The 25,726-nt window shown below is 44.6% G+C and carries 27 protein-coding genes, 2 tRNA genes and 1 pseudogene; 13 read left to right on the forward strand and 17 right to left on the reverse strand.

Features of this window, described 5'->3' with window-relative positions; all coding sequences use genetic code 11:
• Positions 1-67: 67 nt before the first annotated feature.
• Complete coding sequence (locus NI470_RS04240; protein WP_005245810.1) at positions 68-1,222, reverse strand: sensor histidine kinase; 1,155 nt, start codon at positions 1,220-1,222, stop codon at positions 68-70.
• Between NI470_RS04240 and argH the strand changes: the two genes are divergently transcribed.
• Both argH and NI470_RS04250 read left to right on the forward strand, forming a co-directional pair.
• Positions 1,213-2,643, forward strand: coding sequence for an argininosuccinate lyase (argH, locus tag NI470_RS04245; RefSeq protein WP_253147787.1), 1,431 nt, complete (start codon positions 1,213-1,215; stop codon positions 2,641-2,643). The two genes, NI470_RS04240 and argH, sit on opposite strands and share 10 nt — an antisense overlap.
• Positions 2,644-2,658: 15 nt before the next feature.
• Positions 2,659-2,928, forward strand: a complete 270-nt coding sequence (locus NI470_RS04250) for an oxidative damage protection protein (RefSeq protein ID WP_180101326.1) — start codon at positions 2,659-2,661, stop codon at positions 2,926-2,928.
• 755 nt (positions 2,929-3,683) lie between these two features.
• Here NI470_RS04250 and pgsA read toward each other — a convergent pair.
• From pgsA to uvrC, 3 genes are all read right to left on the reverse strand, one after another.
• The gene (pgsA, locus tag NI470_RS04255; RefSeq protein ID WP_004278637.1) at positions 3,684-4,271 is read right to left on the reverse strand and encodes a CDP-diacylglycerol--glycerol-3-phosphate 3-phosphatidyltransferase; all 588 of its coding nucleotides are present in this window, start codon (positions 4,269-4,271) and stop codon (positions 3,684-3,686) included.
• Between the two features lie 107 nt (positions 4,272-4,378).
• Positions 4,379-5,173 carry a thioesterase family protein gene (locus NI470_RS04260; protein ID WP_253147788.1) on the reverse strand — a complete coding sequence of 265 codons (795 nt, stop codon included), beginning with the start codon at positions 5,171-5,173 and terminating at the stop codon, positions 4,379-4,381.
• Between the two features lie 115 nt (positions 5,174-5,288).
• On the reverse strand, positions 5,289-7,088 hold the full coding sequence (gene uvrC / locus NI470_RS04265; RefSeq protein ID WP_253147789.1) for an excinuclease ABC subunit UvrC: 1,800 nt from the start codon (positions 7,086-7,088) through the stop codon (positions 5,289-5,291).
• Positions 7,089-7,313: 225 nt separating this feature from the next.
• On the opposite strand from uvrC, the gene NI470_RS04270 reads away from it, so the two are divergent.
• Positions 7,314-8,375 carry an AAA family ATPase gene (locus NI470_RS04270; protein ID WP_253147858.1) on the forward strand — a complete coding sequence of 354 codons (1,062 nt, stop codon included), beginning with the start codon at positions 7,314-7,316 and terminating at the stop codon, positions 8,373-8,375.
• Positions 8,376-8,392: 17 nt separating this feature from the next.
• Here NI470_RS04270 and NI470_RS04275 read toward each other — a convergent pair whose 3' ends face one another.
• Positions 8,393-8,806, reverse strand: a complete 414-nt coding sequence (locus NI470_RS04275) for a PH domain-containing protein (RefSeq protein WP_005105414.1) — start codon at positions 8,804-8,806, stop codon at positions 8,393-8,395.
• A gap of 586 nt (positions 8,807-9,392) precedes the next feature.
• Here NI470_RS04275 and fadB point away from each other — a divergent pair.
• The 3 genes from fadB (at position 9,393) to NI470_RS04290 (ending at position 13,365) form a co-directional block, all read left to right on the forward strand.
• Complete coding sequence (gene fadB / locus NI470_RS04280; RefSeq protein WP_253147790.1) at positions 9,393-11,543, forward strand: fatty acid oxidation complex subunit alpha FadB; 2,151 nt, start codon at positions 9,393-9,395, stop codon at positions 11,541-11,543.
• A gap of 12 nt (positions 11,544-11,555) precedes the next feature.
• Complete coding sequence (fadA, locus tag NI470_RS04285) at positions 11,556-12,728, forward strand: acetyl-CoA C-acyltransferase FadA (RefSeq protein ID WP_004647298.1); 1,173 nt, start codon at positions 11,556-11,558, stop codon at positions 12,726-12,728.
• A 133-nt stretch (positions 12,729-12,861) separates the two neighbouring features.
• A complete protein-coding gene (locus NI470_RS04290; RefSeq protein ID WP_005108093.1) occupies positions 12,862-13,365 on the forward strand; it encodes a glycine-rich domain-containing protein in 504 nt (167 codons plus the stop codon).
• A gap of 19 nt (positions 13,366-13,384) precedes the next feature.
• Here NI470_RS04290 and NI470_RS04295 read toward each other — a convergent pair whose 3' ends face one another.
• Both NI470_RS04295 and NI470_RS04300 read right to left on the reverse strand, forming a co-directional pair.
• On the reverse strand, positions 13,385-13,720 hold the full coding sequence (locus NI470_RS04295) for a hypothetical protein (RefSeq protein ID WP_253147791.1): 336 nt from the start codon (positions 13,718-13,720) through the stop codon (positions 13,385-13,387).
• A complete protein-coding gene (locus tag NI470_RS04300) occupies positions 13,711-14,175 on the reverse strand; it encodes a hypothetical protein (RefSeq protein WP_195725259.1) in 465 nt (154 codons plus the stop codon). Before NI470_RS04300 ends, NI470_RS04295 begins: the two co-directional genes overlap by 10 nt.
• A gap of 177 nt (positions 14,176-14,352) precedes the next feature.
• On the opposite strand from NI470_RS04300, the gene NI470_RS04305 reads away from it, so the two are divergent.
• Positions 14,353-14,733 (forward strand): hypothetical protein, encoded by a 381-nt coding sequence (locus NI470_RS04305; protein WP_253147792.1) that lies wholly within the window; start codon positions 14,353-14,355, stop codon positions 14,731-14,733.
• 94 nt (positions 14,734-14,827) lie between these two features.
• On the opposite strand, the gene tehB is transcribed toward NI470_RS04305, so the two are convergent.
• From tehB to NI470_RS04340, 7 genes and pseudogenes are all read right to left on the reverse strand, one after another.
• Entirely contained in the window at positions 14,828-15,694 is an 867-nt protein-coding gene (gene tehB, locus NI470_RS04310) for an SAM-dependent methyltransferase TehB (RefSeq protein ID WP_071852128.1), read from the reverse strand.
• 216 nt (positions 15,695-15,910) lie between these two features.
• Positions 15,911-16,184: pseudogene (locus NI470_RS04315) on the reverse strand (hypothetical protein).
• A gap of 109 nt (positions 16,185-16,293) precedes the next feature.
• The gene (locus tag NI470_RS04320; protein WP_071852130.1) at positions 16,294-17,043 is read right to left on the reverse strand and encodes a hypothetical protein; all 750 of its coding nucleotides are present in this window, start codon (positions 17,041-17,043) and stop codon (positions 16,294-16,296) included.
• Positions 17,044-17,268: 225 nt separating this feature from the next.
• The gene (locus tag NI470_RS04325) at positions 17,269-17,766 is read right to left on the reverse strand and encodes a hypothetical protein (RefSeq protein WP_071852131.1); all 498 of its coding nucleotides are present in this window, start codon (positions 17,764-17,766) and stop codon (positions 17,269-17,271) included.
• A gap of 222 nt (positions 17,767-17,988) precedes the next feature.
• Positions 17,989-18,064 (reverse strand) — tRNA-Phe (locus NI470_RS04330).
• A 138-nt stretch (positions 18,065-18,202) separates the two neighbouring features.
• A tRNA-Phe gene (locus tag NI470_RS04335) sits at positions 18,203-18,278 on the reverse strand.
• Positions 18,279-18,481: 203 nt separating this feature from the next.
• Positions 18,482-18,859 (reverse strand): GNAT family N-acetyltransferase, encoded by a 378-nt coding sequence (locus tag NI470_RS04340; RefSeq protein WP_004278652.1) that lies wholly within the window; start codon positions 18,857-18,859, stop codon positions 18,482-18,484.
• A 96-nt stretch (positions 18,860-18,955) separates the two neighbouring features.
• Between NI470_RS04340 and hisB the strand changes: the two genes are divergently transcribed.
• From hisB to NI470_RS04370, 6 genes are all read left to right on the forward strand, one after another.
• Positions 18,956-19,549 carry an imidazoleglycerol-phosphate dehydratase HisB gene (gene hisB / locus NI470_RS04345; protein WP_253147794.1) on the forward strand — a complete coding sequence of 198 codons (594 nt, stop codon included), beginning with the start codon at positions 18,956-18,958 and terminating at the stop codon, positions 19,547-19,549.
• Positions 19,549-20,166 carry an imidazole glycerol phosphate synthase subunit HisH gene (hisH, locus tag NI470_RS04350; RefSeq protein WP_005250416.1) on the forward strand — a complete coding sequence of 206 codons (618 nt, stop codon included), beginning with the start codon at positions 19,549-19,551 and terminating at the stop codon, positions 20,164-20,166. Before hisB ends, hisH begins: the two co-directional genes overlap by 1 nt.
• A 131-nt stretch (positions 20,167-20,297) precedes the next feature.
• Positions 20,298-20,816 (forward strand): DUF805 domain-containing protein, encoded by a 519-nt coding sequence (locus tag NI470_RS04355; protein WP_253147795.1) that lies wholly within the window; start codon positions 20,298-20,300, stop codon positions 20,814-20,816.
• Positions 20,817-20,918: 102 nt separating this feature from the next.
• Positions 20,919-21,578 (forward strand): 3'-5' exonuclease, encoded by a 660-nt coding sequence (locus NI470_RS04360; protein WP_253147796.1) that lies wholly within the window; start codon positions 20,919-20,921, stop codon positions 21,576-21,578.
• Between the two features lie 318 nt (positions 21,579-21,896).
• Positions 21,897-22,631 (forward strand): 1-(5-phosphoribosyl)-5-[(5-phosphoribosylamino)methylideneamino]imidazole-4-carboxamide isomerase, encoded by a 735-nt coding sequence (gene hisA, locus NI470_RS04365; protein ID WP_005095189.1) that lies wholly within the window; start codon positions 21,897-21,899, stop codon positions 22,629-22,631.
• Between the two features lie 66 nt (positions 22,632-22,697).
• A complete protein-coding gene (locus tag NI470_RS04370; protein ID WP_253147797.1) occupies positions 22,698-23,627 on the forward strand; it encodes a DMT family transporter in 930 nt (309 codons plus the stop codon).
• Positions 23,628-23,685: 58 nt separating this feature from the next.
• Here NI470_RS04370 and NI470_RS04375 read toward each other — a convergent pair whose 3' ends face one another.
• The 3 genes from NI470_RS04375 to NI470_RS04385 are packed head-to-tail and all read right to left on the reverse strand — an operon-like array spanning position 23,686 to position 25,704.
• The gene (locus NI470_RS04375; protein ID WP_253147798.1) at positions 23,686-24,081 is read right to left on the reverse strand and encodes a hypothetical protein; all 396 of its coding nucleotides are present in this window, start codon (positions 24,079-24,081) and stop codon (positions 23,686-23,688) included.
• Between the two features lie 21 nt (positions 24,082-24,102).
• Entirely contained in the window at positions 24,103-24,729 is a 627-nt protein-coding gene (locus tag NI470_RS04380; RefSeq protein ID WP_253147799.1) for a DUF1294 domain-containing protein, read from the reverse strand.
• Between the two features lie 27 nt (positions 24,730-24,756).
• Positions 24,757-25,704, reverse strand: a complete 948-nt coding sequence (locus NI470_RS04385; protein ID WP_253147800.1) for a homoserine kinase — start codon at positions 25,702-25,704, stop codon at positions 24,757-24,759.
• Positions 25,705-25,726 lie beyond the last annotated feature (22 nt).

Consider the following 25,726-nt stretch of genomic DNA (forward strand, 5'->3'; position numbering starts at 1 on the left):
CTCCTCCTTACCCAGTTAACATCATCAGATGAATGATAAAGCTAACTGCGATTTCTTTGATTTATTTTTATTTATATTGATATCGCACTACCGTCGTAAACATCCCTTCGCCGGCAAAGGTTTGAAAAGTCACACTGGGTCCATAATAAGCTTGCAGACGCTGTCTGACATTTTCTATTGCAATACCATGTCCCTTTTTTAAAGTTTTATTATCCTGTGCATAAGGGTTCGTTATGATGATATTAATTTGATTTTGCAATATTTCAACCAATATGCTTATGGTACTCTTTGTAAGAATTTTTTCAACTCCATGGAAAATACTATTTTCTAGCAAGGGTTGTAAAGTTAATAATGGAATTTGAACTTGTGAGTATAAGTCTTTGTTTTCTAACTTCCATTCGACCTGCAAACGCTCACCTAGACGGATCTGCTCAATCTCCAGATAGCGCTGGCACAGATCAATTTCCTCCTGCAGGCTGACCAGTTTTAATTCCTGAAAACTGGCACGAAATAACCGTGACAAATTCAGCAGCATGTGCTCGGCTTTATCCGGATTGATACTGATCAGGCTGATCACACTGTTCATGCTGTTAAACAAAAAATGCGGCTGAATCCGTGCCTGCATGGCCTGAATCCTAGCATTCAACTCACTATGCTGCTGCTGCTCCCATTGCTCACGCAAATAAAGATAGCGAAAACAGAAAGTTCCCAGCAAAATTCCCAGACTTAAATGGAGTCCGACCCGATCCAGCGCAATCGCCAGGTTTAAATCCTGAAAATTAAAATTCTGTCCAAAATATATCAAGATATTCAGGTTTACCGTAGTGAGCAGTACAATTGCCTGTAACAGCAGAAATCCAGAAATCAAAGCCAGTTTGATTCCCATACGTTGAAAGGCTTGATGGAACAGCTCGACCAGTGCTGCAAAACATAACAGTACCCAGTTGATATACAGGATATATTGCAGCAGGTGCATTCCATTCAAAGCCTGCCAGGATTGCGCTTCTGCAAGCGCCAGAATCATGGCCAGAATATTGCCGCCAGCAAACAGTTCCAGCAAATAGCGTAGATTGCCGATCTGGCTAAAAAAATAGGAATTTTGCGTCTGTTCGTTTATCGATGTAAAAGATTGAGCAGATGTGACTTCGGCAATGGGCTTTGAATTTGTTATACTCTTTTTCGTTCTACTGCTTTTAATCTGATTGAGCCGACATGACCACATCTTCTAATTCCTCTAATCCATCACACGCCCAGACTTCGGGTATGTGGGGCGGTCGTTTCTCTGAAGCGACTGATGCTTTTGTTGCTGAATTTACAGCATCTGTTCAATTTGACCAACGTTTTTATAAACAAGATATTGCAGGCTCGATTGCCCATGCAACCATGCTGGCAAAAGTGGGCGTACTGACCACGCAAGAACGCGATGACATTATTGAAGGTCTGACAGCGATTCAAGCCGATATTGAAGCAGGCAACTTTGAATGGCGCATTGATTTAGAAGATGTCCACATGAACATTGAGTCACGCCTGACTCAACGTATCGGCATTACTGGCAAGAAACTGCATACCGGTCGTAGCCGTAATGACCAGGTGGCTACAGATATCCGTCTTTATGTACGCGATGAAATCGATAGCATCCTGGAATTACTGAAAAAATTACAAAAAGGTATTTTAAGCTTAGCGGCTAAAAACACCGACACCATCATGCCAGGCTTCACCCACTTGCAAACCGCTCAGCCAGTGACTTTTGGTCACCATTTAATGGCTTGGTTTGAAATGCTGGTACGTGATTCAGAGCGTCTGATTGATTGCCGTAAACGTGTCAACCGTATGCCACTGGGTTCTGCTGCACTTGCAGGTACTACTTATCCAATCGACCGTGCTTATACTGCTGAACTGCTAGGTTTTGAAGCTGTTGCTGAAAATTCTTTAGATGCGGTATCGGATCGTGACTTTGCAATTGAATTTAATGCTGCTGCATCTTTAATCATGATGCACTTGTCACGTATGTCTGAAGAACTGATTCTATGGACGTCTGCACAGTTTAAATTTGTGAATATTCCGGATCGTTTCTGTACTGGTTCTTCGATCATGCCACAGAAGAAAAATCCGGATGTCCCTGAACTGGTACGTGGCAAAACCGGCCGTGTCTATGGCGATCTAATGAGCCTGTTGACTCTAATGAAAGGCCAGCCACTTGCCTACAACAAAGACAACCAGGAAGATAAAGAGCCATTATTTGATGCCATCGACACAGTTCGCGGCTCACTCATGGCATTTGCCGACATGATTCCTGCACTAGTTCCAAACATTGCTGAAATGCGCGAAGCAGCGCTGCGTGGTTTCTCAACTGCGACTGACTTAGCTGATTATCTGGTGAAAAACGGCGTGGCATTCCGTGATGCACACGAGATTGTAGGTAAAGCGGTTGCGCTCGGTGTACAAGAATCTAAAGACCTGTCTGAATTGACACTCGAACAACTGCAACAGTTCTCTGACCTGATTCAAGCAGACGTATTTGAAAAAGCCTTAACTCTTGAAGCCTCAGTAAATGCACGTAACCACATTGGTGGTACCGCGCCTGCTCAAGTGAAAGCAGCCATTGAGCGCGCATATGCGCGTTTGGAACAACTTTACGCATAATTTTGGAGTATGGATATGTCTCGACAAGTTTTTTGCCGTAAGTATCAGGCTGACATGGATGGTTTAGACTTTGCACCATTCCCGGGGCCAAAGGGTCAAGAATTGTTTGACACCGTGTCTAAACAGGCTTGGCAGGAATGGCTAAAACACCAAACTACGCTAATTAATGAAAAGCGTTTGAACGTGTTTGAAGCTGATGCGAAAAAGTTTCTAGAAGAACAGCGTGAAAAGTTCTTTAACAATGATGCCTCTCTAGAAAAAGCCGAAGGACTGAAGCCTGAGTAAAAAAGAAAGCACTGCTTTTCTTTTTTACGTAAGACAAGGACGAAGTCCGCGTAGACTTTAATCTAAAAAGAGTCTCTTTTGAGACTCTTTTTTTATTCTTAGCACAGGCTTATTTTTCCGCAGGACAAGCACCAAAGGTGCGCGTAGGCTTAAATAAAGAAAGAATCTCCATTATTGGAGATTCTTTCTTTATGTGTTGCTCTAAACATTACTCAAGACAAGCGAAGCGCGTAGTTTTGAATGTGAAGAGCTCCCAATGTAGAAGCGTTTCACATTAAAGCCCTGCTTTTCTTTTTTACGCAAGACAAGGGTGAAGTCCGCGTAGGTAAATCTAAAAACCCCTCTCTCAGAGGGTTTTTTTGACTAATCTAGCAAATCTTGCTAACTAATACTTAGGGTACAAAAACAGATTTTTACTTATCCTATTTCGTCTATCTAGTCAGTCACTATCCTGCTGAAAAACATTCATATTTGTATCAAAATAATGGATTGTAAAAGCGATATACAGAGTAATCACAAAACACAACATTCTGCTACAAGAAGCCACATGATTTAAAAAAATCACATCTCTATAATAAGCCCTAAGAAGATGAGATATCTTTGAATAACTATAATAACAAGCAACAAATACCCCGATTTCATCCCAGTTCTTCCCCCAAAGGCTGGGTATTTTTTTGCCTGTAATTTGCCGATTGGCTTGATGATTTAAGCGTATAAAAAAAGCCCCTTTCAAGGAGCTTCTTTTTTCATTTCAATTAAGGCTGTTTCAGATATGGCCAAGCCGCTTTCAGATAAATGAACATCGACCATAAAGTGAGTACGACTGCGGTGTATAGCAAGGCATATGCCAGTATTTCCAGCGGTGGCCAGTTCAGCAGGAATACGGTGATGGCGATCATCTGGAAAGCTGTTTTGTATTTACCCACCGTTGAAACCGCAACATTGGTCCGCGCACCGAGTTCTGCCATCCATTCACGCAGGGCTGAAACGGTAATTTCACGCGAAATAATCACAATCGCAGCAAAAGCCATCGACATGGAAGGTTGCCATTGCACCAGTACAATCAATGCAGCCGTGACCATCAATTTATCTGCAACTGGGTCGAGGAAACGCCCAAAAGCGGAAGTCTGATTTAATGTTCGTGCCAGATAGCCATCAAACCAGTCCGTTACCGCAGCCACCACAAAGATCGTGGTTAAAATAATATGCCGCGTCATGTCGGGGTTATGAGCATCAAAGCCCATTGCAGGCGGCCAGTAAGCCACCAATAGAAATACCGGAATAAGAGCGATACGCGCCAAGGTCAAGATATTTGGAATATTCAGGATACGACCTGTAGTCATAGACACCGCCAATTGTTCCCCTCATGTACGATGAAAATGCACACTTTTTTAGAGGTTTGATCCATCATTAATAGGCTTCACTTTATACGAATTGACTTGCAGTGTCACTAGGCAAACACCGTCACTGTTTGTCTTGCAATCGCAATCAGGCGATTTTCGGCATCCCAGAGATAGGCATGCTCCGTCGCATAACCATCCGCAGCATAGTCGGTAAATACTTTATATTTAAACCAATCATGCAATTGATGTTGGACCGGATGCACATAGGTCACGGTCCAGGTCAGACTACTCGCAGGCGCCATGTTTTTAAACATCGGCAACACTCCAGGTGGCCAGATATCAAAGATAGTCATCAGATCGGCGACCAGAAATTCACGGTTGCGATGCTTTTCGGGATGAAAACGGCACCAGCCACCAAAGTCCGGACGAGGACTGGCACTACAAGGCAGATTGATATCCGCCCAAGCTACTTCGAAATGGTCATAACAGTCTGGCATACCATAGCCAACAGGAATCTGAAACAGCTGCTCTGGCGCAGCATAGTCGGGTGCCTGAACTTGTTGCTGTACCTGAATCTCTGAATCACGGGAAATACCAAAACTGGCAATCAGAATACTTTGCACCGCGTCGTCCTGCCATAAGCGCACTTCAATCGTGGTCACTGACTTGCCTTGCCGCAGGATTTCAGCCGTCAACCGTACTTTGGCTTGCTGAATCGGGCCGACAAAGGTCACACTACAACTCAGCAGATGCTTGGCGGGATCATTGATCTGTGTAACCGCTTTTTGCATCATCATCGCGGCAGCCAGACCACCATACAGGGTACGGCCCTGTAACCATCCCTGTGGAAATTCTACCCATTCCTGTTCGGCAATTTGTGCATAAAGTGCATGCAAAGACATGTTGGTCCCTCAGTAAGTCTTGATGCTTAGTATATTGGGCAAAATTCTTCAGGTTGTGAATGTCACGTGACCCAAGCGTCAATGCGCACTTTGGCCCTTGCATTTAAGTCACGCGTCATTCATGCAGTACTTTATAAATCATTCGTGCCATGACTGAACCCAGTCCCGGCACCAGTTGCAGATCTCTTTCTGAGGCTTTCAGTACCCCCTGAATCCCTCCAAAATGGGTCAGCAAATCCCGACGGCGTTTTGGTCCCAGTCCCGGAATGACTTCCAGCACTGATGAACCCCGTTTCTTGTCACGTTTGGCACGGTGCTTGGTAATCGCAAAGCGGTGTGCTTCATCACGTACCTGCTGAATCAGATGCAGCGCCTTATGATCTTCTGGTAATTGAATTTTACTGCCATCAGTAAAGTGCAGGGTTTCCAGACCAGGCTTACGTCCCTCACCTTTGGACACACCAACCATAAAGGCATCCAGTCCCAATTCCTGCATGACTTCCATCGCCATGTGCAATTGTCCCTTGCCACCATCAATCAGCAGCAAGTCTGGCAACAGGGCTTTTTTATAACGACGGGTCAGCGCCTGACGCATGGCGGCATAGTCATCGCCCGCCTGAATATCATGAATGGAAAACTGGCGATAATCACGCTTGCGCGCGCCGCCACTATCAAAGACCACACAGGATGCCACGGTATCTTCACCCATGGTATGTGAAATATCGAAGCACTCGATCCGGTCCACTGGACGGCCGACCACCTGCTCCAGCTGATGAAAACGCTCATTTAATTCTATATGATTGGCCAGCTTGCCCTGAATCGCGTGCTGTACATTCATCTGCGCCAGTTCCAGCCATTCGGCCCGGGTTTCGCGGACTTTGGACTTGATCTGGATTTTCTTGCCAAAATGCTGCGAGAGAGCTGCTTCCAGTTCTTTACGGTCAGCCACTTCCAGATTAACAATCAGTTCAGCCGGAATTTCATCTGCCACCTGAAAATAAAAATTGGCAATAAAATCGGCCAGCATCTGCCCCAAGTCATCACTAAGCATATCCGGGAAATAGCTCTTGCCACCCAGCATTTTGCCGTTGCGCACATGCATGATCTGCACACAGGTTACCCCAGCCTGATAGGCAATCGACAGGATATCGGCTTCGCCTTTGAGCTTATAGATCGCCTGCTGCGACTGTACGTCTCTTAACAACGCCATCCGGTCTCGATAGAACACCGCTTTTTCAAATTCCAGCGCTTCAGCGGCCGCTTCCATTTTTGCGATCAGTTCCTGATTCAGCTCCTTAGTATTGCCCTGCAAAAAGCGGATCGAGTTATCGACATCTGCCTTATAGTCTTCCGGAGAAATAAATCCGACACAGGGCGCAGAGCAGCGTTTGATCTGGTATTGCAGACAAGGACGGGTCCGGTTGGCAAAAAAACTGTTTTCACAGGAACGCACATTGAACAATTTTTGTAGCACTACCAGCGTATCCCGCGCCGTATAAGCACTCGGATAAGGTCCAAAAAATTTACCCACCTGATGTTTGCCCTTGCCGCGTCCACTAGCTAAACGCGGATAGGGCTTATCTGCCGAAACAAAAATATAGACATAAGATTTGTCATCACGCAGCATGATGTTATACGGTGGATGATGCAGCTTGATCAGGTTCTGTTCCAGCAACAAGGCTTCAGTTTCGGAACGTACCACCAAGGTCTGGATATCATAAATCCGTGCCACCAAGGCCTGGGTTTTGGGATGATCCAGCGTTTTGACAAAATAGCTGGAGACCCGGTTTTTCAGGTTTTTGGCTTTACCCACATACAATAATTCGCCGTCTTTACCATACATCCGGTAGACCCCGGGCAGGCTGGTCATATTCGCCAGGATTTTTTCAATATGGGGGCGTGCGTTTTCGTTCACCTAAAGCCTATTTTTCACCTACAATCTGCAGATATATGTGATGATTGTTGCGTCATTTTCAAGCAAAAACACAAAATTCCTCTGAAGCTGCCACCCAATCTTAAAGTTCCTGTCGGGTTATCCCCCCAATCTATAATCCTCACGACATAAACTGATTGTTAAAAGCTATAAATTTCAACCTTTAACTTTGTTATGCTCAAAAAGTCTAGTTTTGAGATGATTCGCATGACCATGCAGCAATCGGACATTCATATTGTTCGACCATCCACCTCCACCCATAGTCTGTCTGAACGTGATCGTCTGATTGGCAAACCGCGTTTTCATTTCGAGCCAAATAATGTAATGCAGCTGCTGCGTGAACGGATTATTGGGCAGGATGCAGCCCTGAATGAAATTGAAAAAATGCTGCATGTGGTCAAGGCAGATTTTTCCAGTCCGGATCGCCCTTTGTCGGTTACCTTGATGCTGGGCCCTACTGGCTTCGGTAAAACAGAAACCGTGCGTCTGATTGCCGAAGCGATCTATGGCCGCCCGGATGCCTTTTGCCGGATTGATATGAATACTCTGGCACAGGAACATTATGCAGCGGCTTTGACCGGTGCACCTCCGGGTTATGTCGGCTCCAAGGAAGGTCACAGCCTGTTTGATGAAACGGCGATTGCCGGCAGTCATACCCGGCCCGGCATCATGCTGTTTGATGAACTGGAAAAAGCCAGTAACGAGGTGATTCGCGGCTTGATGAACGTGCTGGATACTGGCCGGCTGACATTGACAGCGGGCACCAAAACTATCGATTTTCGCAACTGCATGATCTTTATGACCAGCAATGTCGGGGCACAGGCGGCGCAGCAATATCTGGACAAACTCAGCTATCTGCCTGAGAAAATGCAGGCGCTGTGTCTGAAGCGCGTTCCCACCCAGCGCATCATTGAAAAAGTCATGCAGCGTAAATTCGACCCTGAATTTCTGAACCGGATTGACCGCAGCCTGCATTATCAGGCGGTACAGCATGATGCCCTGCCACGTCTGGTCGAAATTGAACTGGATAAACTGAACAAGCGCTTGCAACATCAGCAACGCAGCGTGCATTTAAGCGCTTCAGCCAAAGCCTATTTCTATCAGGACCATGATATTCGTTACGGCGCCCGACATTTGGGCCGCAAGATGCGTACCGAACTGGAGCCGATTCTGGCGCTGTATTTTTTAAACCAGCCTGAGCAGTTCAGTCTGCATCTGGACTGTGTCGATGGACAGCTGGTGGTTCTGCCTGAGCAAGCAAAAGCTTAACTAAGGCAGACTCGATATCAGTTTTTATTCGGCTGAAGCACCTGTATAAAAGCAGTTTGATCTTTGGGTGAAACCAATATAAATTTCTGCACGCCCGCATCAGTATAGTCAATCCGCAGACGCTTTAAAGATAAGGCTGGCGCAATGATAGAGTGGTCTGTGGGCTGAATGGATTGGATTTCACTTAACGGAATCTTCCAGCTTAACCACAGGCTTTTTATGGTCAACACCCCATTGTCCATCACATAGCGCGTACTCCACAGCGGCCACCATAAAATGATAATAGTCAGGACATAAACCGCAGTGTGCAGCGGATATTGCTGCATAGTGCCTTTGGCCTGCATGGTCAGCAGTAGTTGCAGCAACAGGCCACTCATACAAATCACAAAAGCCAGCAGCCACCAGTCTTTTTTAGAACGAAATACGTGCATCGATATCCCCCATATCTAAGTGCAAGATCATCATAAACAATTCCATAGCAGATGACAGGGATTCAACCCGGCAGGATGGAAATTATTTTAAATCACACATCGACAGGATCGTTCCCATTTTCGATCTCATCAGAAAAGTTCAGTAACTCAAATGATCTAATACACTGTTATTTGTGCTGATTAAATACTATCAGCAAAGACCTGAAAGCCCTGCGCTCAGTATGCTTCAAGGCTAAAAATGGCACATTCAAGGATGAAAATTGACTGAATTGACAAAACTCCGCTAGAAATGCACCTTGAAAATTAGTCACCCTGCTCCATATCTATCTGGCTGATTGATAAAAAATAATGAATTGAAACAGAATCTTTGGTTCATCTGCTTTTAGAAAACTGATAGGAAAAATCATAGCGGGTCAGATCAGTCTGGCAGAAATTGATGACCATTGCGTCACGGCTTGATACAACTTGTTATGTTCTTTTTGGATATAGTTATCGTAAGATTAGCGAAGTCAAAAAGTGCGCGGGACATGCGCACTTGCTTCACAACATCAACTTAGAAGTCCTCCAAAATAAAGGAGATCAGGGCATGATCCACGCTGGCAATGCCATTACCGTCCAAATGCTTGAGGACGGGATTGCAGAATTCCGCTTTGACTTACAAGGTGAGTCCGTTAACAAATTCAACCGTGCAACGATTGAAGATTTCAAGGCTGCTATCGAAGCCGTCTCCCATGCCGATATTCAAGGTCTGATTGTGACTTCAGGCAAATCTACATTTATTGTAGGTGCTGATATCACTGAATTCGGCGACAACTTTGCTCAGGGTGAACAAGCGATTGTTGACTGGGCAATGCCAGTACATGAAATTTTTAACAGCTTCGAAGACCTCGACATTCCTAAAGTGGCTGCAATTAATGGCATGGCACTGGGTGGCGGTTTCGAAATGTGCCTGGTGTGTGACTACCGTGTCATGTCAGAACAGGCACAAGTGGGCCTACCTGAAATCAAGCTGGGTATCTTCCCGGGCTTCGGTGGTACAGTGCGTTTAAGCCGTCTAATCGGTATCGACAACGCGGTAGAATGGATGGCAATGGCCAATCCTAAGAAGCCAGCTGCTGCACTGAAAGACGGCGCAGTCGATGCTGTCGTTCCTGCTGACAAGCTACAAGATGCTGCACTTGATCTGGTAAAACAGGCGATTCATGGCCGTTTAGACTGGAAAACCAAGCGTCAGGAAAAACTCGATCCAGTTAAACTCAGCCCGATCGAACAGATGATGGCGTTTAACTCATCGAAAGGCATGGTTCTGGCAAAAGCTAATCCAGCTCAATACCCTGCACCAAAATTACTGCTTGATTCTCTTCAAGCGGGTGCGAGCCTGCATCGTGATGACGCGCTGAAAGCTGAAGCTGAAGGCTTTGCCAAAGCTGCGGTAACACCTCAGGCAGGTGCCTTGATCGGTTTGTTCCTGAACGACCAGATCGTGAAAAAAACCTCGAAGCGCTATGAAAAAGGTGCGCATCCAGTGAACCAGGCGGCTGTTTTAGGCGCGGGTATCATGGGTGGTGGTATTGCTTACCAGGCGGCAAGCAAAGGCACACCGATCATCATGAAAGACATCGGTAACCAGCAACTTGCTTTGGGTATGAAAGAAGCCAATGGTTTACTGACCAAACAAGTTGAACGTAAGAAGATGAAGCCTGCTCAAATGGGTGAAACTCTTGCGCGCATCCGTCCAACTTTAAGCTATGACGAGTTTAAAGAAGTGGACATCGTGATCGAAGCCGTGACTGAAAATCCAAAAGTTAAAGGCATCGTACTGAAAGAAACTGAAGCGAAAGTTCGTGAAAACACGATCATTGCATCTAACACTTCTACGATTTCAATCACGCGTCTGGCTGAAAATCTGGAACGTCCTGAAAACTTCGTGGGCATGCACTTCTTTAACCCGGTACACATGATGCCACTGGTTGAAGTGATTCGTGGTGCGAAGACTTCTGACGAAGCGATTGCAACCACAGTCGTTCTGGCTCAGAAGATGGGTAAAACACCAATCGTGGTCAATGACTGCCCGGGCTTCCTGGTGAACCGCGTATTGTTCCCTTACTTCGGCGCATTTGACCTGTTGCTTAAAGATGGCGCTGACTTCCAGCAAATCGATAAAGTCATGGAGAAATTCGGCTGGCCAATGGGCCCTGCTTACCTGATGGACGTTGTTGGTATTGATACTGGCGTACATGGTGCAGAAGTGATGGCTGAAGGCTTCCCGGATCGTATGAAACCTGATTTCAAAGGTTCGATTCAGGTGATGTACGAAAACCAGCGTCTGGGTCAAAAGAACGACGTCGGTTTCTACAAGTATGAACTTGACCGTAAAGGCAAAAAAGCCAAAGTGGTTGATCCAACAGCGTATGAGCTTGTGGCTTCTGTTGCAACTGCGGAAAAACGTGAATTTGACGCTCAGGAAATCATTGATCGCATGATGCTGGCATTCTGTAACGAAACTGTTCGTTGTCTGGAAGACAACATTGTAGCCACTGCTGCTGAAGCAGATATGGCCATGATTATGGGTGTTGGTTTCCCTCCATTCCGTGGTGGTCCATGCCGTTACATCGATCAAACCGGTGTAGCTGAGTATGTTGCGCTTTGCAATAAGTATGCGCACCTTGGTAAAGCTTATGAAGCGCCAGAAATGTTGCGCGAAATGGCTGCTAACAACAAAAAATTCTACGGTTAAGGAGCAACGTGAATGGCTACTTTAAATCCACGTGACGTTGTCATCGTTGATGGCGTACGTTCAGCAATGGGTAAAACCAAAAACGGTATGTTCCGCAATGTACGTGCCGACTCGATGTCTGCTGAGCTTGTCCGTGCCCTATTGGTACGTAACGAATTCGACCCGCATGAAGTTGAAGACGTAATCTGGGGCTGTGTGAATCAAACCCTAGAACAAGGTATGAACATTGCCCGTAATATCGCATTACTGGCAGACCTGCCGAAAACTGTTGCAGGTCAAACGGTGAACCGTCTTTGTGGTTCGTCTATGCAGGCGATTCACACTGCGGCTGCGCAAATTGCGACGAACCAGGGTGATATCTTCATCATCGGTGGTGTTGAGCACATGGGCCATGTGGGCATGATGCACGGCATCGACCTGAATCCTGAAGCGTCTAAGCATTATGCCAAAGCGTCGAACATGATGGGCTTAACTGCTGAAATGTTGGGTCGCATGAACGGTATTAGCCGTGAAGAACAGGATGCGTTCGGTGTGGAATCACATCGCCGTGCCTGGGCTGCGACTGAAAATGGCCTGTTCCAGAACGAGATCGTCGGCATTGAAGGTCATAATGCAGATGGCTACAAAATCCTGTGTGATATCGATGAAGTGATCCGTCCAGATGCGAACCTTGAATCGTTCAAATCTTTGCGTCCAGTATTCGATCCGAAAGGCGGTACAGTAACTGCGGCAACATCTTCAGCTTTGTCTGATGGTGCTTCTGCAATGTTGTTGATGTCTGCTGAACGTGCTCAAGCTTTAGGTCTTAAGCCACGTGCTGTAATTCGCTCTATGGCGGTTGCGGGCTGTGATGCTGCGATCATGGGTTATGGTCCGGTTCCGGCAACACAAAAAGCGTTGAAACGCGCTGGTCTAGCGATTTCTGATATCCAAACCTTTGAATTGAACGAAGCCTTTGCTGCACAAGGTCTGTCTGTTCTTAAAGGCTTAGGTATTTATGACAAGCAAGACATCGTGAACCATAACGGTGGCGCGATTGCATTGGGTCACCCATTGGGTTGTTCTGGTGCGCGTATCACAACAACATTGTTGAACGTGATGGAACAGCAAGATACACAAATCGGTCTTGCGACGATGTGTATCGGCCTAGGTCAAGGTATTGCAACAGTGATCGAACGTGTTTAATTCTTAAATACTTCGACAAAAAACCCCGCTTTTGCGGGGTTTTTTGTCCCTTAAAATTCCCCAATCTAAATAAAGGTAGATGGCAATATTTCCTACATAGCAACAACGCTATAAACCTACTAAGGAAAAAGAAATGGGAAATTTAGCAATAGACTTTAACCATACAGCTACTCTAGCAAGATCAAATATGCCGACCTCGATTGAGAGTTTAAATTTCAGTAAATTAAAATTTAAATTAACATCAGGTAATGAAGCCACCATGTCAAAACAAGTTTGCGAATTTGCAGAGCAAGAATATAAACGTTTTCTAGCGTTAAAATATTTCTATCCAAAAGAAACGCTAGTACCTAATAAACTTGTTGATGAGTTTTGGCATGCTCACATTTTAGATACTCGAAATTACCACATGGATTGCTTAAAAATTTTTGGAGCTTATCTGCACCACTATCCATATTTTGGAATCAATGATGAAGTAGATCAACAAAATTTAAAAAACACCTTCGAACGTACTAAGGAACTTTATGAGTTGTGGTTTGGTCCATATCCTGATTTTACAATAGAAGCACGCTGTGGAGATGATCATGCCTGCCATGCTCCTTCGAGCTGTGCATGTCGAGTACCAGGTGCTTGTAAATAATTCCAATTAACTGGGCAGATTACTGCCCAGTTGCCTTACATAGTGCTTCAACTGCTGTATCTATTTGTAAATCTAATTTCTTAGAAAATTTATTGTCTGTATTCTTTTCCCACTGCTTATATTCAAGAAAAAATATATATTTCTTCAATGCATCTTCTTTCTTAATGGTTAATGACCCTTGTTTTGCCCTCTGAATATCTTTTTTTAAGCGCTCATAAAAAGAAGTATCTTCATCGGAAAATGCATCGCTAAAAGCCTTTAAATTACCTGTATAAACTTCTTCAATTAAGTTTAAAAACTTTTCCAAATTAGGGTTTAAATTTAATTGATCTTTTTCATTATTTTCTAAATGCATTCATTTGTACCTGCATCAACCACTTTAGGATCTAACTTACCCCAGAGTGGATAATTAGTATTTTCAACTATGTACGTCGTAAAACATGTACATGTCTTATCAATACGTTCAGCATCCCATCTTTTCTTTTGCATAGCCAAATTTGCCTTACAATTAAGATCAAACTGCCTAACCTGCTTATCAGTCCAATTAGTTTGAATTTTCGAATAATTAATTTCAGTGGGTTTGAGAGCGTCTTTTATTTGATCTATGCCTACACCACCAGCAACCCCAATCAATCCAGCAATAACAAGAATTTTCATAAAACCTGATTTAGGTTTTTCTTTATTAATGAAAATTAATGGATTTTGGCAAGTACCACAATGATAAAGACCTTGATCACCAATTTGATTAAGTTTATTTACTGTATTACAAGATGAGCAAGTAATATATCCATTTGTTTGAAGGTCGCCCACTACAATCTCTAAAATAATTATTTGTTTTAAATAATTATAATTCTTAACTAGATGAAATGTTATCCCTTTGTAATTTCAGTTGAATAATCAACCAATAAAATCCTATTTATGAATCACTTAAATTTTATATATGTATGATCAAGCCTCTTTTTTTCCTATTTCCTTAAAAGGGTTTATATGAACATGCTTAAAACAATGATCGCGACTGCAATCGTAGCGACTTCTGCATCTGCAATGGCAACTGAAGCTCAAGTTGCGCCAGCAACTGTTGTAACTAAAACAACCCAAACTGTTGCTAAAGAAGCTGCTGCACCTGTACAAGTGAAAGTTGAAACTGCTCAAGCGACTGTTGCTGCAACTCAACAAGCAGCTGAAACTAAAGCTGAAGCAGTAAAAACAGAAGCGACGACTCAAGTGGAAACGGCTCAAGCTACAGCAGAACAACACGTTGAAGCTGCGAAAACTGAAGCAGTAGAAACCAAAGATGCGGCAGCTGAAAAAGCAGAATCAAAAGCTGAGAAAAAAGGCTGGTTCTCTTGGTTCAAGAAAGCTGCTTAAGTTTTTAAAGCATAAAAAAAAGATGTCATCCTGACATCTTTTTTTTGTTTTGGATGATTTAATTTAAATTCAGGAATTAAAAATCCTCAATCTTCTATTCAGCCTTTTGCGCTAGCATCGTGGCAAAATGCTGCTTAATCCGCTGACCTTGTGCATCGACACGGTATAGCTCACCGATATCTTCATTGTATTTCACAATATTCCAGCCCTCATAATACCCTCGCAACTCCCCCGGCTGAAAAGCAAATGGAAAATCGGCTTGTGCCGGAATACCTGGCGTATCCATGGCACAGACAATCAGGTTATAGCCACCCGGCACGGTCGCCTGCTGCATCTGTGCAATCAGCGGTGGAATGGTTTTCGCCTCAAGGAACATCATCACCACGGTACAGTAGATAAAGTCATATTGGCCTGCAATACTGGTATCCGTGTTAAGGTCGCGGCGCTGCACCTGCACATGATCAATCTGTTCCGTCTGTACAATCTGTCTTAAAGTCTGCAAACTGTTTTCGTTGACATCCCAAGCATCGACATTAAAGCCGTTCTGGCTTAAATAAAGCGCATTACGCCCTGTACCGCAGCCGACGTCCAGCGCACGACCACCTTTTAAATAGGGCATGGCGGCCAGCACTTCAGAATGGGTAGGATTCAACTGATATTTCTTGATGAAGTAATCCTCAGGCCGACAGTAAAAACGCAGCTGACATTCGACATCCTCACTGGCAGAAACAATTTTGTGCCAGGCCTCAGGCTCAATAAATGGCGGTTGCTGCTCTGGTGTAAACACATGCTCTGATTGCACCGCACCAGATTCTTCCAGCATGGCAAAACGCAGCTCACCTTTTAATACTGTCAGTTTCGCCCACGTACCCGCTTTGGTATTGTGTTGATTCTTGAAGCCCTGAGGAATACTCTGCTGGTTCCAGACTGGAAGTTCCTTATAACATCTCAACTGTTGCATAATTTTTTGTCCTCCTTATCATCCATGCTCCGCCTGTCATTCTTTTGGCAGCGGTAATTAATTCAGCATAGCCTGTTCAAATCGGAATTGGAATCAGCGCCTGTTTGCGCTGTGCCGATGCAACAGCAAGATCAATACCAGTTTTCTATCAAAATAAAAAAGCTGCCTCTCTTGAGACAGCTCGGTTGTATATCAATGAGGAATATGGCGACTTGATTAATGCAGCAGTTCCGACTTTAGCCAGTTGATGTATTTGTCCTGATCCATAAAATCCGGTGCGCTCCCCAGATCCAGACTGAAATACTGCTGATTGAACTGAATCACAATCTGTTCGGTATAGTGCCAGTCCTCGATCAGCGTGAAATATTGATTCAAGAACAACCGGTTCTTGTCCCCGTTATTCATCCTTTCTAATTTTGGATCTGTTTTTATTTGCGACAAACTCACCGTACACCTGCTGAATATCAGCAAAAACCTGAATTGTTTGCATGACTCACCTGCTTGAATGTTATGTCGTGATCTGTGCGACCCCTTCAATTTAGCAAGCGAGTTTGAACAGCAGATGACAGTCCTATGGCAATCCTGTCATCTAGGTCATGCTACAACTTGTTTTCAACCGCTTTCTGATTGGCAGTCGCCACTCGTTCCATCTGTTTATTCAAGTGCAGCATTTCTTTATACAGCGCATTAAATTCTTGCACGGCTTTATCGTCATAGAACATAAAGGTGTTATTTTTCTTTTGCCATTTATGCTTTTTCAGTACTGTAAATAAGGCATCGGCCTTGGCCAGAGTCTGTTTTTCAATTTCAAAAATGACATGTGCATTACTATTTTGCTGACTGTCTTTCAGGGTCAGGCTCAGTTGCTGGCGATAACGGTTTTTAATATCCAGTTGCTGCGCCTTGTCGATCAGCTCGGCATCGCGCTGCTGGATTTTCTGCTGATAGCTGTTCACAATTTGATGGACTTGCTTGAGCATGGCTTCAGTTTCTTTATAGCCTTGTGCCTGATCCTTGGCCAAGCGGTCGATATTCAGAAAATTCTGCCAGTTGGCGGCTTTTAAGTCGCGTAGATACTGATTGCGTTCCTCGGCACTGTCGCGCAATTGCCCCAGCATAAATTCTGCCATGATGGCATAGTCACCATCCAGACGGTCATCCTCAAGCTTAATTTGAATCGGTTTAGACCAGTCCTGTGCCTGCTGCGCAATGCTCTCGGTTTTTTCTTCGAGCACGGTTTCATATTCGAGCAGCTCGGCCTGATGTTTTTGCTGAACCGAATTCTGATAAAACAGCCCAATAAAAATTGCCAGTGTCACAGCGGCTACAATCATAAAAACACGCGGCATGTATACGCTCCAGCTCTGTCAGTCAGATCTTGTTGATTTACATCCACTATGCTTATTTTTTAAACACAATTCAAGGCATTTGATTTTTCCAATAATATGTCTAGCTTAGACAGAAATTGCTCCCCTCACAAAGCTACCCTTTCCCAGCACACTATTTGTCGATCTCGTTGCATGGCAGATTTAATAAGCTCGTTTAACAAAGTTATCTAGACCGACAGGCGCACATTATGGGGAATTAAATGGCAGGCTCAGATTCAGCCGGTTCGGATCGAATTGTTCCCGAACAATATTCACATTGGTGGCATCGCGGTTAATTCCAAAAGGTTGCAGCAGTACATATACCCCATTTCTTGGGTCTGAAGACTGCAAGCCCTGTGCGATGGCCAATACATATTCGCGAAACACCACAGGCAAGCTATCCAGATCAGGATCGGCAGGTGCACGCATCACATCAATATTCGCCACTATGTCGCCGTCCACGCTATAAGCCTGAATTTCACGTTCAATTTTCATCAGGCGCATTTGTAGTGCTTTACGCTGGCTGTTCTGTTCCTGATAAGGCAACATTTTTTCAGTCACGGCGCGCAGTTCCGGTTCCGCCATGACGGTCAGAGTCGGCAACACCACTGAATCAGCAGCAGGCGCAGCATGGCTTAATATCGGTAGGCTAAAAGTAGTACAGGCCGTAAGAAAGCCGAGTTTAATTGGTGTTAGGAGATTCATCATTTTCACCCTCGTTTGGAAAAGGGAAAGCGTCAAAGCTAAATCTTACAAATAATGCCAGTGCCTATTGTTAAGTTTGATAAACGGTCAATGATGCATAAAAAGGCAGGAAACGTCGAAAAAGAAGAAATTGAAACAACTGAATAATAGAAAAGAATGCTGATCTGGCTTTGGTGCAGGCAAAAAAAAATCCCCAAACCAAGTTTGAGGATTTTTTGTATATGGTGGCGAGACCCAGGATCGAACTGGGGACACACGGATTTTCAATCCGTTGCTCTACCTACTGAGCTATCACGCCGATGCGGTGTATTAAGCCGTATCTAGCCTCATTAGTCAATCAAAATTATGAAAAAAATATTTGAGTGGCTGATTTTTGGCCTAAAAAAAAATCCCTGATGGGATCAGGGATTGAAAACTTTGAAATCGTTTTAAAATATGGTGGCGAGACCCAGGATCGAACTGGGGACACACGGATTTTCAATCCGTTGCTCTACCTACTGAGCTATCACGCCGATGTCGCGTATTAAACAGTTTCAGTTGTAAATCGTCAAGAGCAGAGAGAATAATTTTCATCAAATGTTTACTTTTCCATCAACTCGCGTCAATTTGAGTCATAAATCGAACAGTGTTTACCAAAGACCTCAGTAATAAAACAGATTTAAGCGCTTATTTACATAAAAAAGCAGCCTAACGGCTGCTTGATATTGCTCTATCTTCAGATTTTTTCCAGATTGGCCAGACAACGATGAATGGCTCCACAGCCCGGCACAAAGTTTTTCACGCCTTTTTCTTCTTCCATCCGGCAAACTTCGCTCACCAGCCTTTCTGCTACGCCACGACCACGGTTGGCCGGATGTACCACGATATTTTCCAGAATCCGGCTTTCGCCCTGTCCGGTGCACCAGATTGCCCCAATAATTTTGCTATTAAATTCTGCGCTATAAACTGAGGTATACTGTGCAAGGTTTTGCTCTAGTTGTTCCATGGCATCTGCCCCGTCGCTAAATTCCGGGCTGGTGTCATACAGTCGCTCAAGCTGGCTGCGCACTTCGTCATTTTCTAAAGAAGTATAAGCATGTACGGTGATAGGCATTGATAAACCCTCCTGAGCAATCTAATATGCGGTGACTTCGTCACGGCGAAAATATTTTCTACATCAATCATTTTGACGTATTTGAGGAACGTGTCTATGACAGATCGTATCAGTGAAGTGGTAAGAAATACCAACGAAACCAAAATTCGAGTTCGTTTGAATCTCGACGGTACTGGTCAAGGCACCTTAAACACGGGTATTCCCTTTTTAGATCATATGATTGATCAAATCAAGCGTCATGGCCTGTTTGATATTGATATTCATTGTGATGGCGACCTGGAAATCGATGACCATCATACCGTAGAAGACTGCGGTATTACGCTGGGTCAGGCATTTGCACAGGCATTGGGTGATAAAAAAGGCCTGAAACGCTATGGTCATTTCTATGCGCCACTCGATGAGTCTTTAAGCCGTGCCGTGGTGGATCTGTCTGGTCGTCCGGGTCTGTTTATGGATATTCCATTTACCCGTGCCATGATCGGCCGTTTTGATGTGGATTTATTCTCTGAATTTTTCCAGGGCTTTGTGAATCATTCCTTGATGACGGTGCATATCGACAACCTGAAAGGCAAAAACAGCCATCACCAAATCGAAAGCGTATTTAAAGCATTCGCTCGCGCACTGCGTATGGCCTGTGAAGTGGATCCACGTGCTGCCAATACGGTAGCTTCAACCAAAGGTACACTGTAATGACCCGTATTGCCCTTCTTGATTATGGCATGGGAAATTTGCACTCTGCGGCAAAAGCATTAGAACATGTCGGTGCCACGGTAGATGTGACCAATGATCCAAAACTGATTGCACAAGCAGACAAGATTGTCTTTCCGGGCGTAGGCGCGATGCGTGACTGTATGCAAGGCATGCACGAAGCCGGGATTGATGAAGTGGTACGCAATGCCGTATTTAACAAGCCCGTATTGGCCATTTGTGTCGGCATGCAAGCCTTGATGCAACATTCTGAAGAGAATGGTGGTACTGACGCACTGGGTATTTTCGAAGGTGCGGTTAAGCATTTTCCGGAAATGGCGGGTTTAAAAGTGCCGCATATGGGCTGGAACCAGGTGCATCAGGCCGATCCCGATCATCCGATGTGGAACAATATCGAACAGGATGCGCGTTTCTACTTTGTACATAGCTACTATGTAGAGCCACAAGATTCAGACTTGGTGGCAGCTACTTGTACCTATGGCATCGAGTTCTGTACTGCAATTCATAAAGAAAACCTGTTCGCGACCCAATTCCATCCGGAAAAGAGTCATACCGCCGGTTTGCAGTTATTGAAAAACTTTGTGGACTGGAAAATCTGATTTTCCTTTCGCCTAAAAAGCTCGCAGATTGCGGGCTTTTTTTTTGATTATTTTTTACACTTTTTATTTATAAAAAATCCCTTTATCATAGACTTGCTTATAAAAAATCTAATGAAAACAAAGGAAAAATAATGAGTAATACAATTCAGGATTCGGGATGGAATGCATCAGGACGTTTTGGGCGACGTTCGTATATCGCATGGAATATGCTGCTGGGTTTTTGCTTTATGATCATCGGGATCATTGCTGCTTTCATTTTGCCTGGAATAAGTCCAGAGACTTTAGATGGTAAAATGTCCATGCCTTTAATGGTGATGTTGGTTTGGATCTACGGCGTTACGATTTATTTTAGCGTGATTTTTTTAATTCGTCGTTTACATGACCGTAGTCATAATGGCTGGCTTTCTTTACTGATCTTTGTGCCGGTCGTGAACCTTGTCTTTACACTTTACCTGCTATTGGCGCCAGGTCACAACGAAAGTAATGAATATGGTCCTCCACGCACCACACGTGGCTGGGAAACGCTTTTGGTGGTGCTGTATCTGGTACTCGCAGTTATTTTGGCAGCCTTTGCTGTCCCTGCTTATCAGAATTATGTTGAACGTGCTCAACAGGCGCAGATCGAACAGAGTAGCTATCACACTGATTAATCCTTGTTAAATTTTGCATAAAGCCCATTCTGCATGGGCTTTATTTTGCCTAGAGCTGGAAAAATGATTAAGCTGAATGCATTCATTTCATGATTGAAGCGTATGCAACAGCTGCTGGACATTTTACCAAGCAAGGAACAAATTCAGACCTTTCCTGTATTTCAAAATCTTCCGATGCAACAGATTCAGGTGATTAATCGTCTGGAACAATGTCATGCCCTTGAACAAGAACTAAAAAGCCATGCAGTCCTAGGTTTCGATTCTGAATCCAAGCCGACCTTTAAAGTCGGTGAAGTCTCCTCTGGGCCACACCTGATTCAGCTGGCGACTTTGCACAAAGCCTATTTATTTCAAATGAACCCGGCGATCTGGGATTTTCTTAAACCGATCTTTGCCAGTCGAGACCAGATCAAGGTCGGTTTTGGCCTGAAAAATGATGCGCACCTGTTCCGTAAAAAAGGCATTGAACTCAACAGTGTGGTCGAACTGTCCAAATGTTTTAAAGCTTTTGGTTTAAACAATCCGGTCGGATTAAAAAATGCCATGGCGTTGTTGTTTCAGCTGAATTTTCCCAAATCCAAACGAATTAGTACCTCGAACTGGGCCAGCAAGAAACTCAGCCCGGCACAGGTTGACTATGCAGCAGCAGATGCCTATGCACCTGTGCTGGTATTTGAGGAATTATTGCGCCGGGATTTATTACCCAAAGAGATTCCCAATACTTCATTGAAATTAAGAATTCGCCCTTCATCGACAGCTTAATCGCTTGCGTGGCCTGTTGGTTCTGGTAACTTGATGTACGCATGAAAGCTGTGATGAGTGCGGTCGATGAGAGAGCTGTGACTTTAGCAGATCTTATAGCTTCGATTATCGACCAGCTCAGTACACGATCCGTTATGGAAAATCTGATCTCCATTCAAGAGACGGATCACTAAAACCATTAAAATAAATGACCTCACTGCTACCTATCTATAGATAGGTTTTCTTTATTCATACCGTTTAAGAGTTAGAAATTTCGACTTTATTTGCTAAGATGAATACACTCAAATTCATTCTAAAGATTAAGCAAGGAGCGAAAGCATGCTGATCATCCCTGCAATTGACCTGAAAGATGGCAAATGTGTCCGTTTAAAACAAGGTCGTATGGAAGACGATACCGTATTTTCAGACGATCCGGTCGCAACAGCACAGCATTGGGTAAATGAAGGCGCTCGCCGCTTGCATTTAGTAGATTTAAACGGTGCTTTCGCAGGTACGCCAATCCATAAGCCAGTGGTTGAAGCCATTGTCCGATCTCAGCCTGATTTGCCGATCCAGATTGGTGGTGGTATCCGTTCTCTGGAAACCATCGAGCATTATCTGCAAGCCGGTGTTTCTTTTGTGATTATTGGCACCAAAGCAGTTCAGGATCCTGAATTTGTTGAAGAAGCATGTCAAAAATTTGCTGGCCACATTATTGTGGGTATTGATGCCATGAATGGTATGGTGGCAACAGATGGCTGGGCCAATGTGACTGATGTCAAGGCTACTGACCTGGCGAAACGTTTTGCCGATGCGGGCGTGTCGAGCATTGTCTATACGGATATCGCGCGTGATGGCATGATGCAGGGTGTGAATATTGAGCAAACCGTGAATCTGGCACAATACTCAGGTTTGCCTGTGATTGCTTCAGGCGGCGTGACCAATCTGGATGATGTACGTAACCTGAAAGATCAACCGGGTATTTTAGGTGCAATTACCGGCCGTGCGATTTACGAAGGTACATTAAGCTTGCGTGAAGCACAATTGTTGCTAGATGAGCAACAGGCGCTATAATTAAGCCTGCTGTAAAAGAGGTCTTCGGACCTCTTTTTTATTTTTTTAATTTTCTGATCTCCTGGCATGTCTACCCTTATTTCCAAAAATCACTCCGGCTGGATGGTGAAAGCGCCGCAACTCGCCTTGATCCTGATCACCATTATCTGGGGTGGCAGTTTTATTACCGTGCAATACGGGCTGAACTTTAGCAGTCCGATTATGTTTGTCGGCCTGCGTTTTGCTGCAGCAGCGCTTGCCGTCACCCTGATTTCCCTAAAGTCGCTAAAAGGCATGAACCTGAAAGAGGTGTTCGCTGGCGCGGTAATTGGGATCATGATCGCCATCGGCTACGGCACCCAAACTGTGGGTTTGCAGACCATCAGCAGCAGTGAGTCGGCTTTTTTAACGGCCTTGTATGTTCCGCTGGTTCCGATTCTGCTCTGGCTCATGTTCCGTAAAAAACCGCATGTCATGACCTGGATCGGAGCGCTGTTTGCCTTTATTGGTCTGGTGTTTTTGACAGGAAATGGTTTTGCGGCGATTCAGCTCAGTTTCGGGCAAACCCTGACTTTGCTCGGTTCGATTGCGATTGCACTGGAGATTATTTTTATCAGCCATTTTGCCGAGCAGGTGAATGTACGCCGGGTCACAGTGCTGCAACTGATTTTTGCCTCCCTGTTCTGCTTTATGATTGCACCCGTGTTAGGTGAATCTCAGCTACCTGAATTTCACTGGCATCTGGCAGGGATTTTAGTCGGTTTAGGTATTGCCAGTGCCTTGATCCAACTGGTGATGAACTGGGCGCAGCGTATGGTGGATCCATCACAGGCAGCGATTATCTATGCTGGCGAACCGGTATGGGCCGCCCTGTTTGGCCGTCTGGCCGGAGAACGTTTACCGTCACTGGCTTTATTAGGTGGATTGATGGTGGTACTTGGCGTGATTGCCAGTGAATGGAAACCAAAGTTTTTAAGAAAAGAACCAACTGAACCATTAAAACAAGATCTTTCTTAATTCCGCTAAATCCCCCTGAAAAAGAGGGATTTTTTTCTCTAGGGAAATACGGCTAAAATTATTTGCTATACATCGGTCTATTGTCATTTAAGCGCATGATGCCGCGAATCGCCCGATACACAATCCAGATCCAGGCCAAAACCACCACCACTAAACAGAACGCGGATGCACCAAATGCGACCCCTGCAAACAGGTTAGGATCTTCACCGGTAAAGAACAAAAAGAAAAATGGAATAAAGGCGACGATATTCCAGAACAGATACCACCAGAAACTGCGGATCTGCCAGGTAAAATGGCTTTCAAAGATGGAACCGCGCACATCGTGCCGTTTCACATAGTTAAGGATCAACGCCACAAGAGCCAGCAGGCCAGCACTAAAAATGGCCACAATATATAAAATGTACAGTGCAAAAGTCAGTGTGCGGTTTGAATCTTTATCAATGGAATAGTTCACGTCCCCTCCTAGTACTTCCCCCTAGATATTTAAACTATTCAATGGGGAAATTAGCCATATAATCAAAATGATGTTAAAGACTATGGTACAAAAATATATCTGCCGGAAAGGTTGTTTTTGTGTTTTATGCCGTAATTTCTGCTGTGCCAGCCATGCTGCTGGCCAGCCGCCCAAGAAAGCCACCAGATGCAGAGTATTTTCCGGAATACGACGGTTGCCCAACTGGGCTGCTTCTTTGTCTTGGGCATAAAGCCAGTAGCTGAGCGCATTCATCAGGCTGACCAGCAACAACACCAGTCCACTCAGTAAACCACCCAAGGTCAAAGCCACCAGTAAAAGAATATAGGCCACACAGGCAATCTGCATCGGCTGTAATTTCTGTGTCTGCTGTGGCTTGGAGGGTTTGAATTTTGCTTGCAGACTTTTGGCTTGAGATGCTTTCAGGTACATCACCTGCTGCGCACGATAACGGCCGCGTTCATCCAGAATGACCAGATAATCCAGCGCACAGCCCACGATTGGACGTGGCCCAGGCTTGGCAAAGTCCTTGATATGCAGAAATACGCGATCTTTGGCCGGATCACTGGGCTGGATAAAACCATAGCCTTGGTCATCAAACCATTCCACTAAGCGTCCCTGATCGCGCATATTCCCTATCCCTGTTGATTTGATTGTTTAAGCGGTGACAAATTTTAAGCGTTCAATCAGCATATTACGCATTTCATCCGGATTTTTTTGCAAAATATCTTCGCCAGTACGGCCTAATGCTGCATTACGCTGAGCCACCTGCAGACGCATCATCCAGAACCGTCCTGCTGCCATAGCCAGATACAATTCCAGACAAGCGCGTTCATCACTGGTTAAAGGACGAATCGTTTCATAGGCATTTAAAAAGGCAATCGCTTTTTCTTCGTTCAAGACCACGTCAGGATATTCGGTACAGAAGTCATTTAACGTAATAGCAATATCAAACAGCCATTCATCTTTATTTAGCTCATAAAAATCCAGAATACCATTCAGCTGATCGCCTTCAAATAAGGTATTGTCACGGAACAGATCTGAATGAATGAAACCGCGTGGACGGTCTGGATATACCGCCGTCAACGCCTCATATAAACCTAATAATTTGCCGAGCAAGACTTTATCTGCCGGACTCAAGCTCGGTTTGATCTCTTGAGAAACGGCTAGCCAATACGCATGATCACGCACGAAATTACGTTGCAGTTTAAAGTCTTTGAGAGCCACATGCATTTTTGCCTGAGCCACTGCAATCGCTTCAACTTGTGCGACGGTAGATGGCATCGGATGCTCACCCATCAGGCGCGGTGCAATCTGTGCCGGTTTATCTTTAATGCGGTGAATGGCCTTGCCTGAATGCGACAAAGGCACAGGAACGGCCAACCCGGCCTGACCCAGATGTTCCAGAACCGGAACCAGTTCGCCTGCTGCCTGTTCATCCATATCTTCAAATACGGTCAGTACATATTGCTGATCTTCGCAGACTAAAAAGTAGTTGGTATTTTGAATACCGCCTTGAATGGGAATCAGATCAATCGCCTTTAAACCATAAGGCGCTGCAAAATCCTGAACTTCCTTTAAAGTCAAAGTGGTATAAACCGACATAGAAAACCTGCGAAAAAACTTA

It is taken from the genome of Acinetobacter lwoffii (assembly GCF_024129115.1).
GTDB lineage: Bacteria > Pseudomonadota > Gammaproteobacteria > Pseudomonadales > Moraxellaceae > Acinetobacter > Acinetobacter lwoffii_T.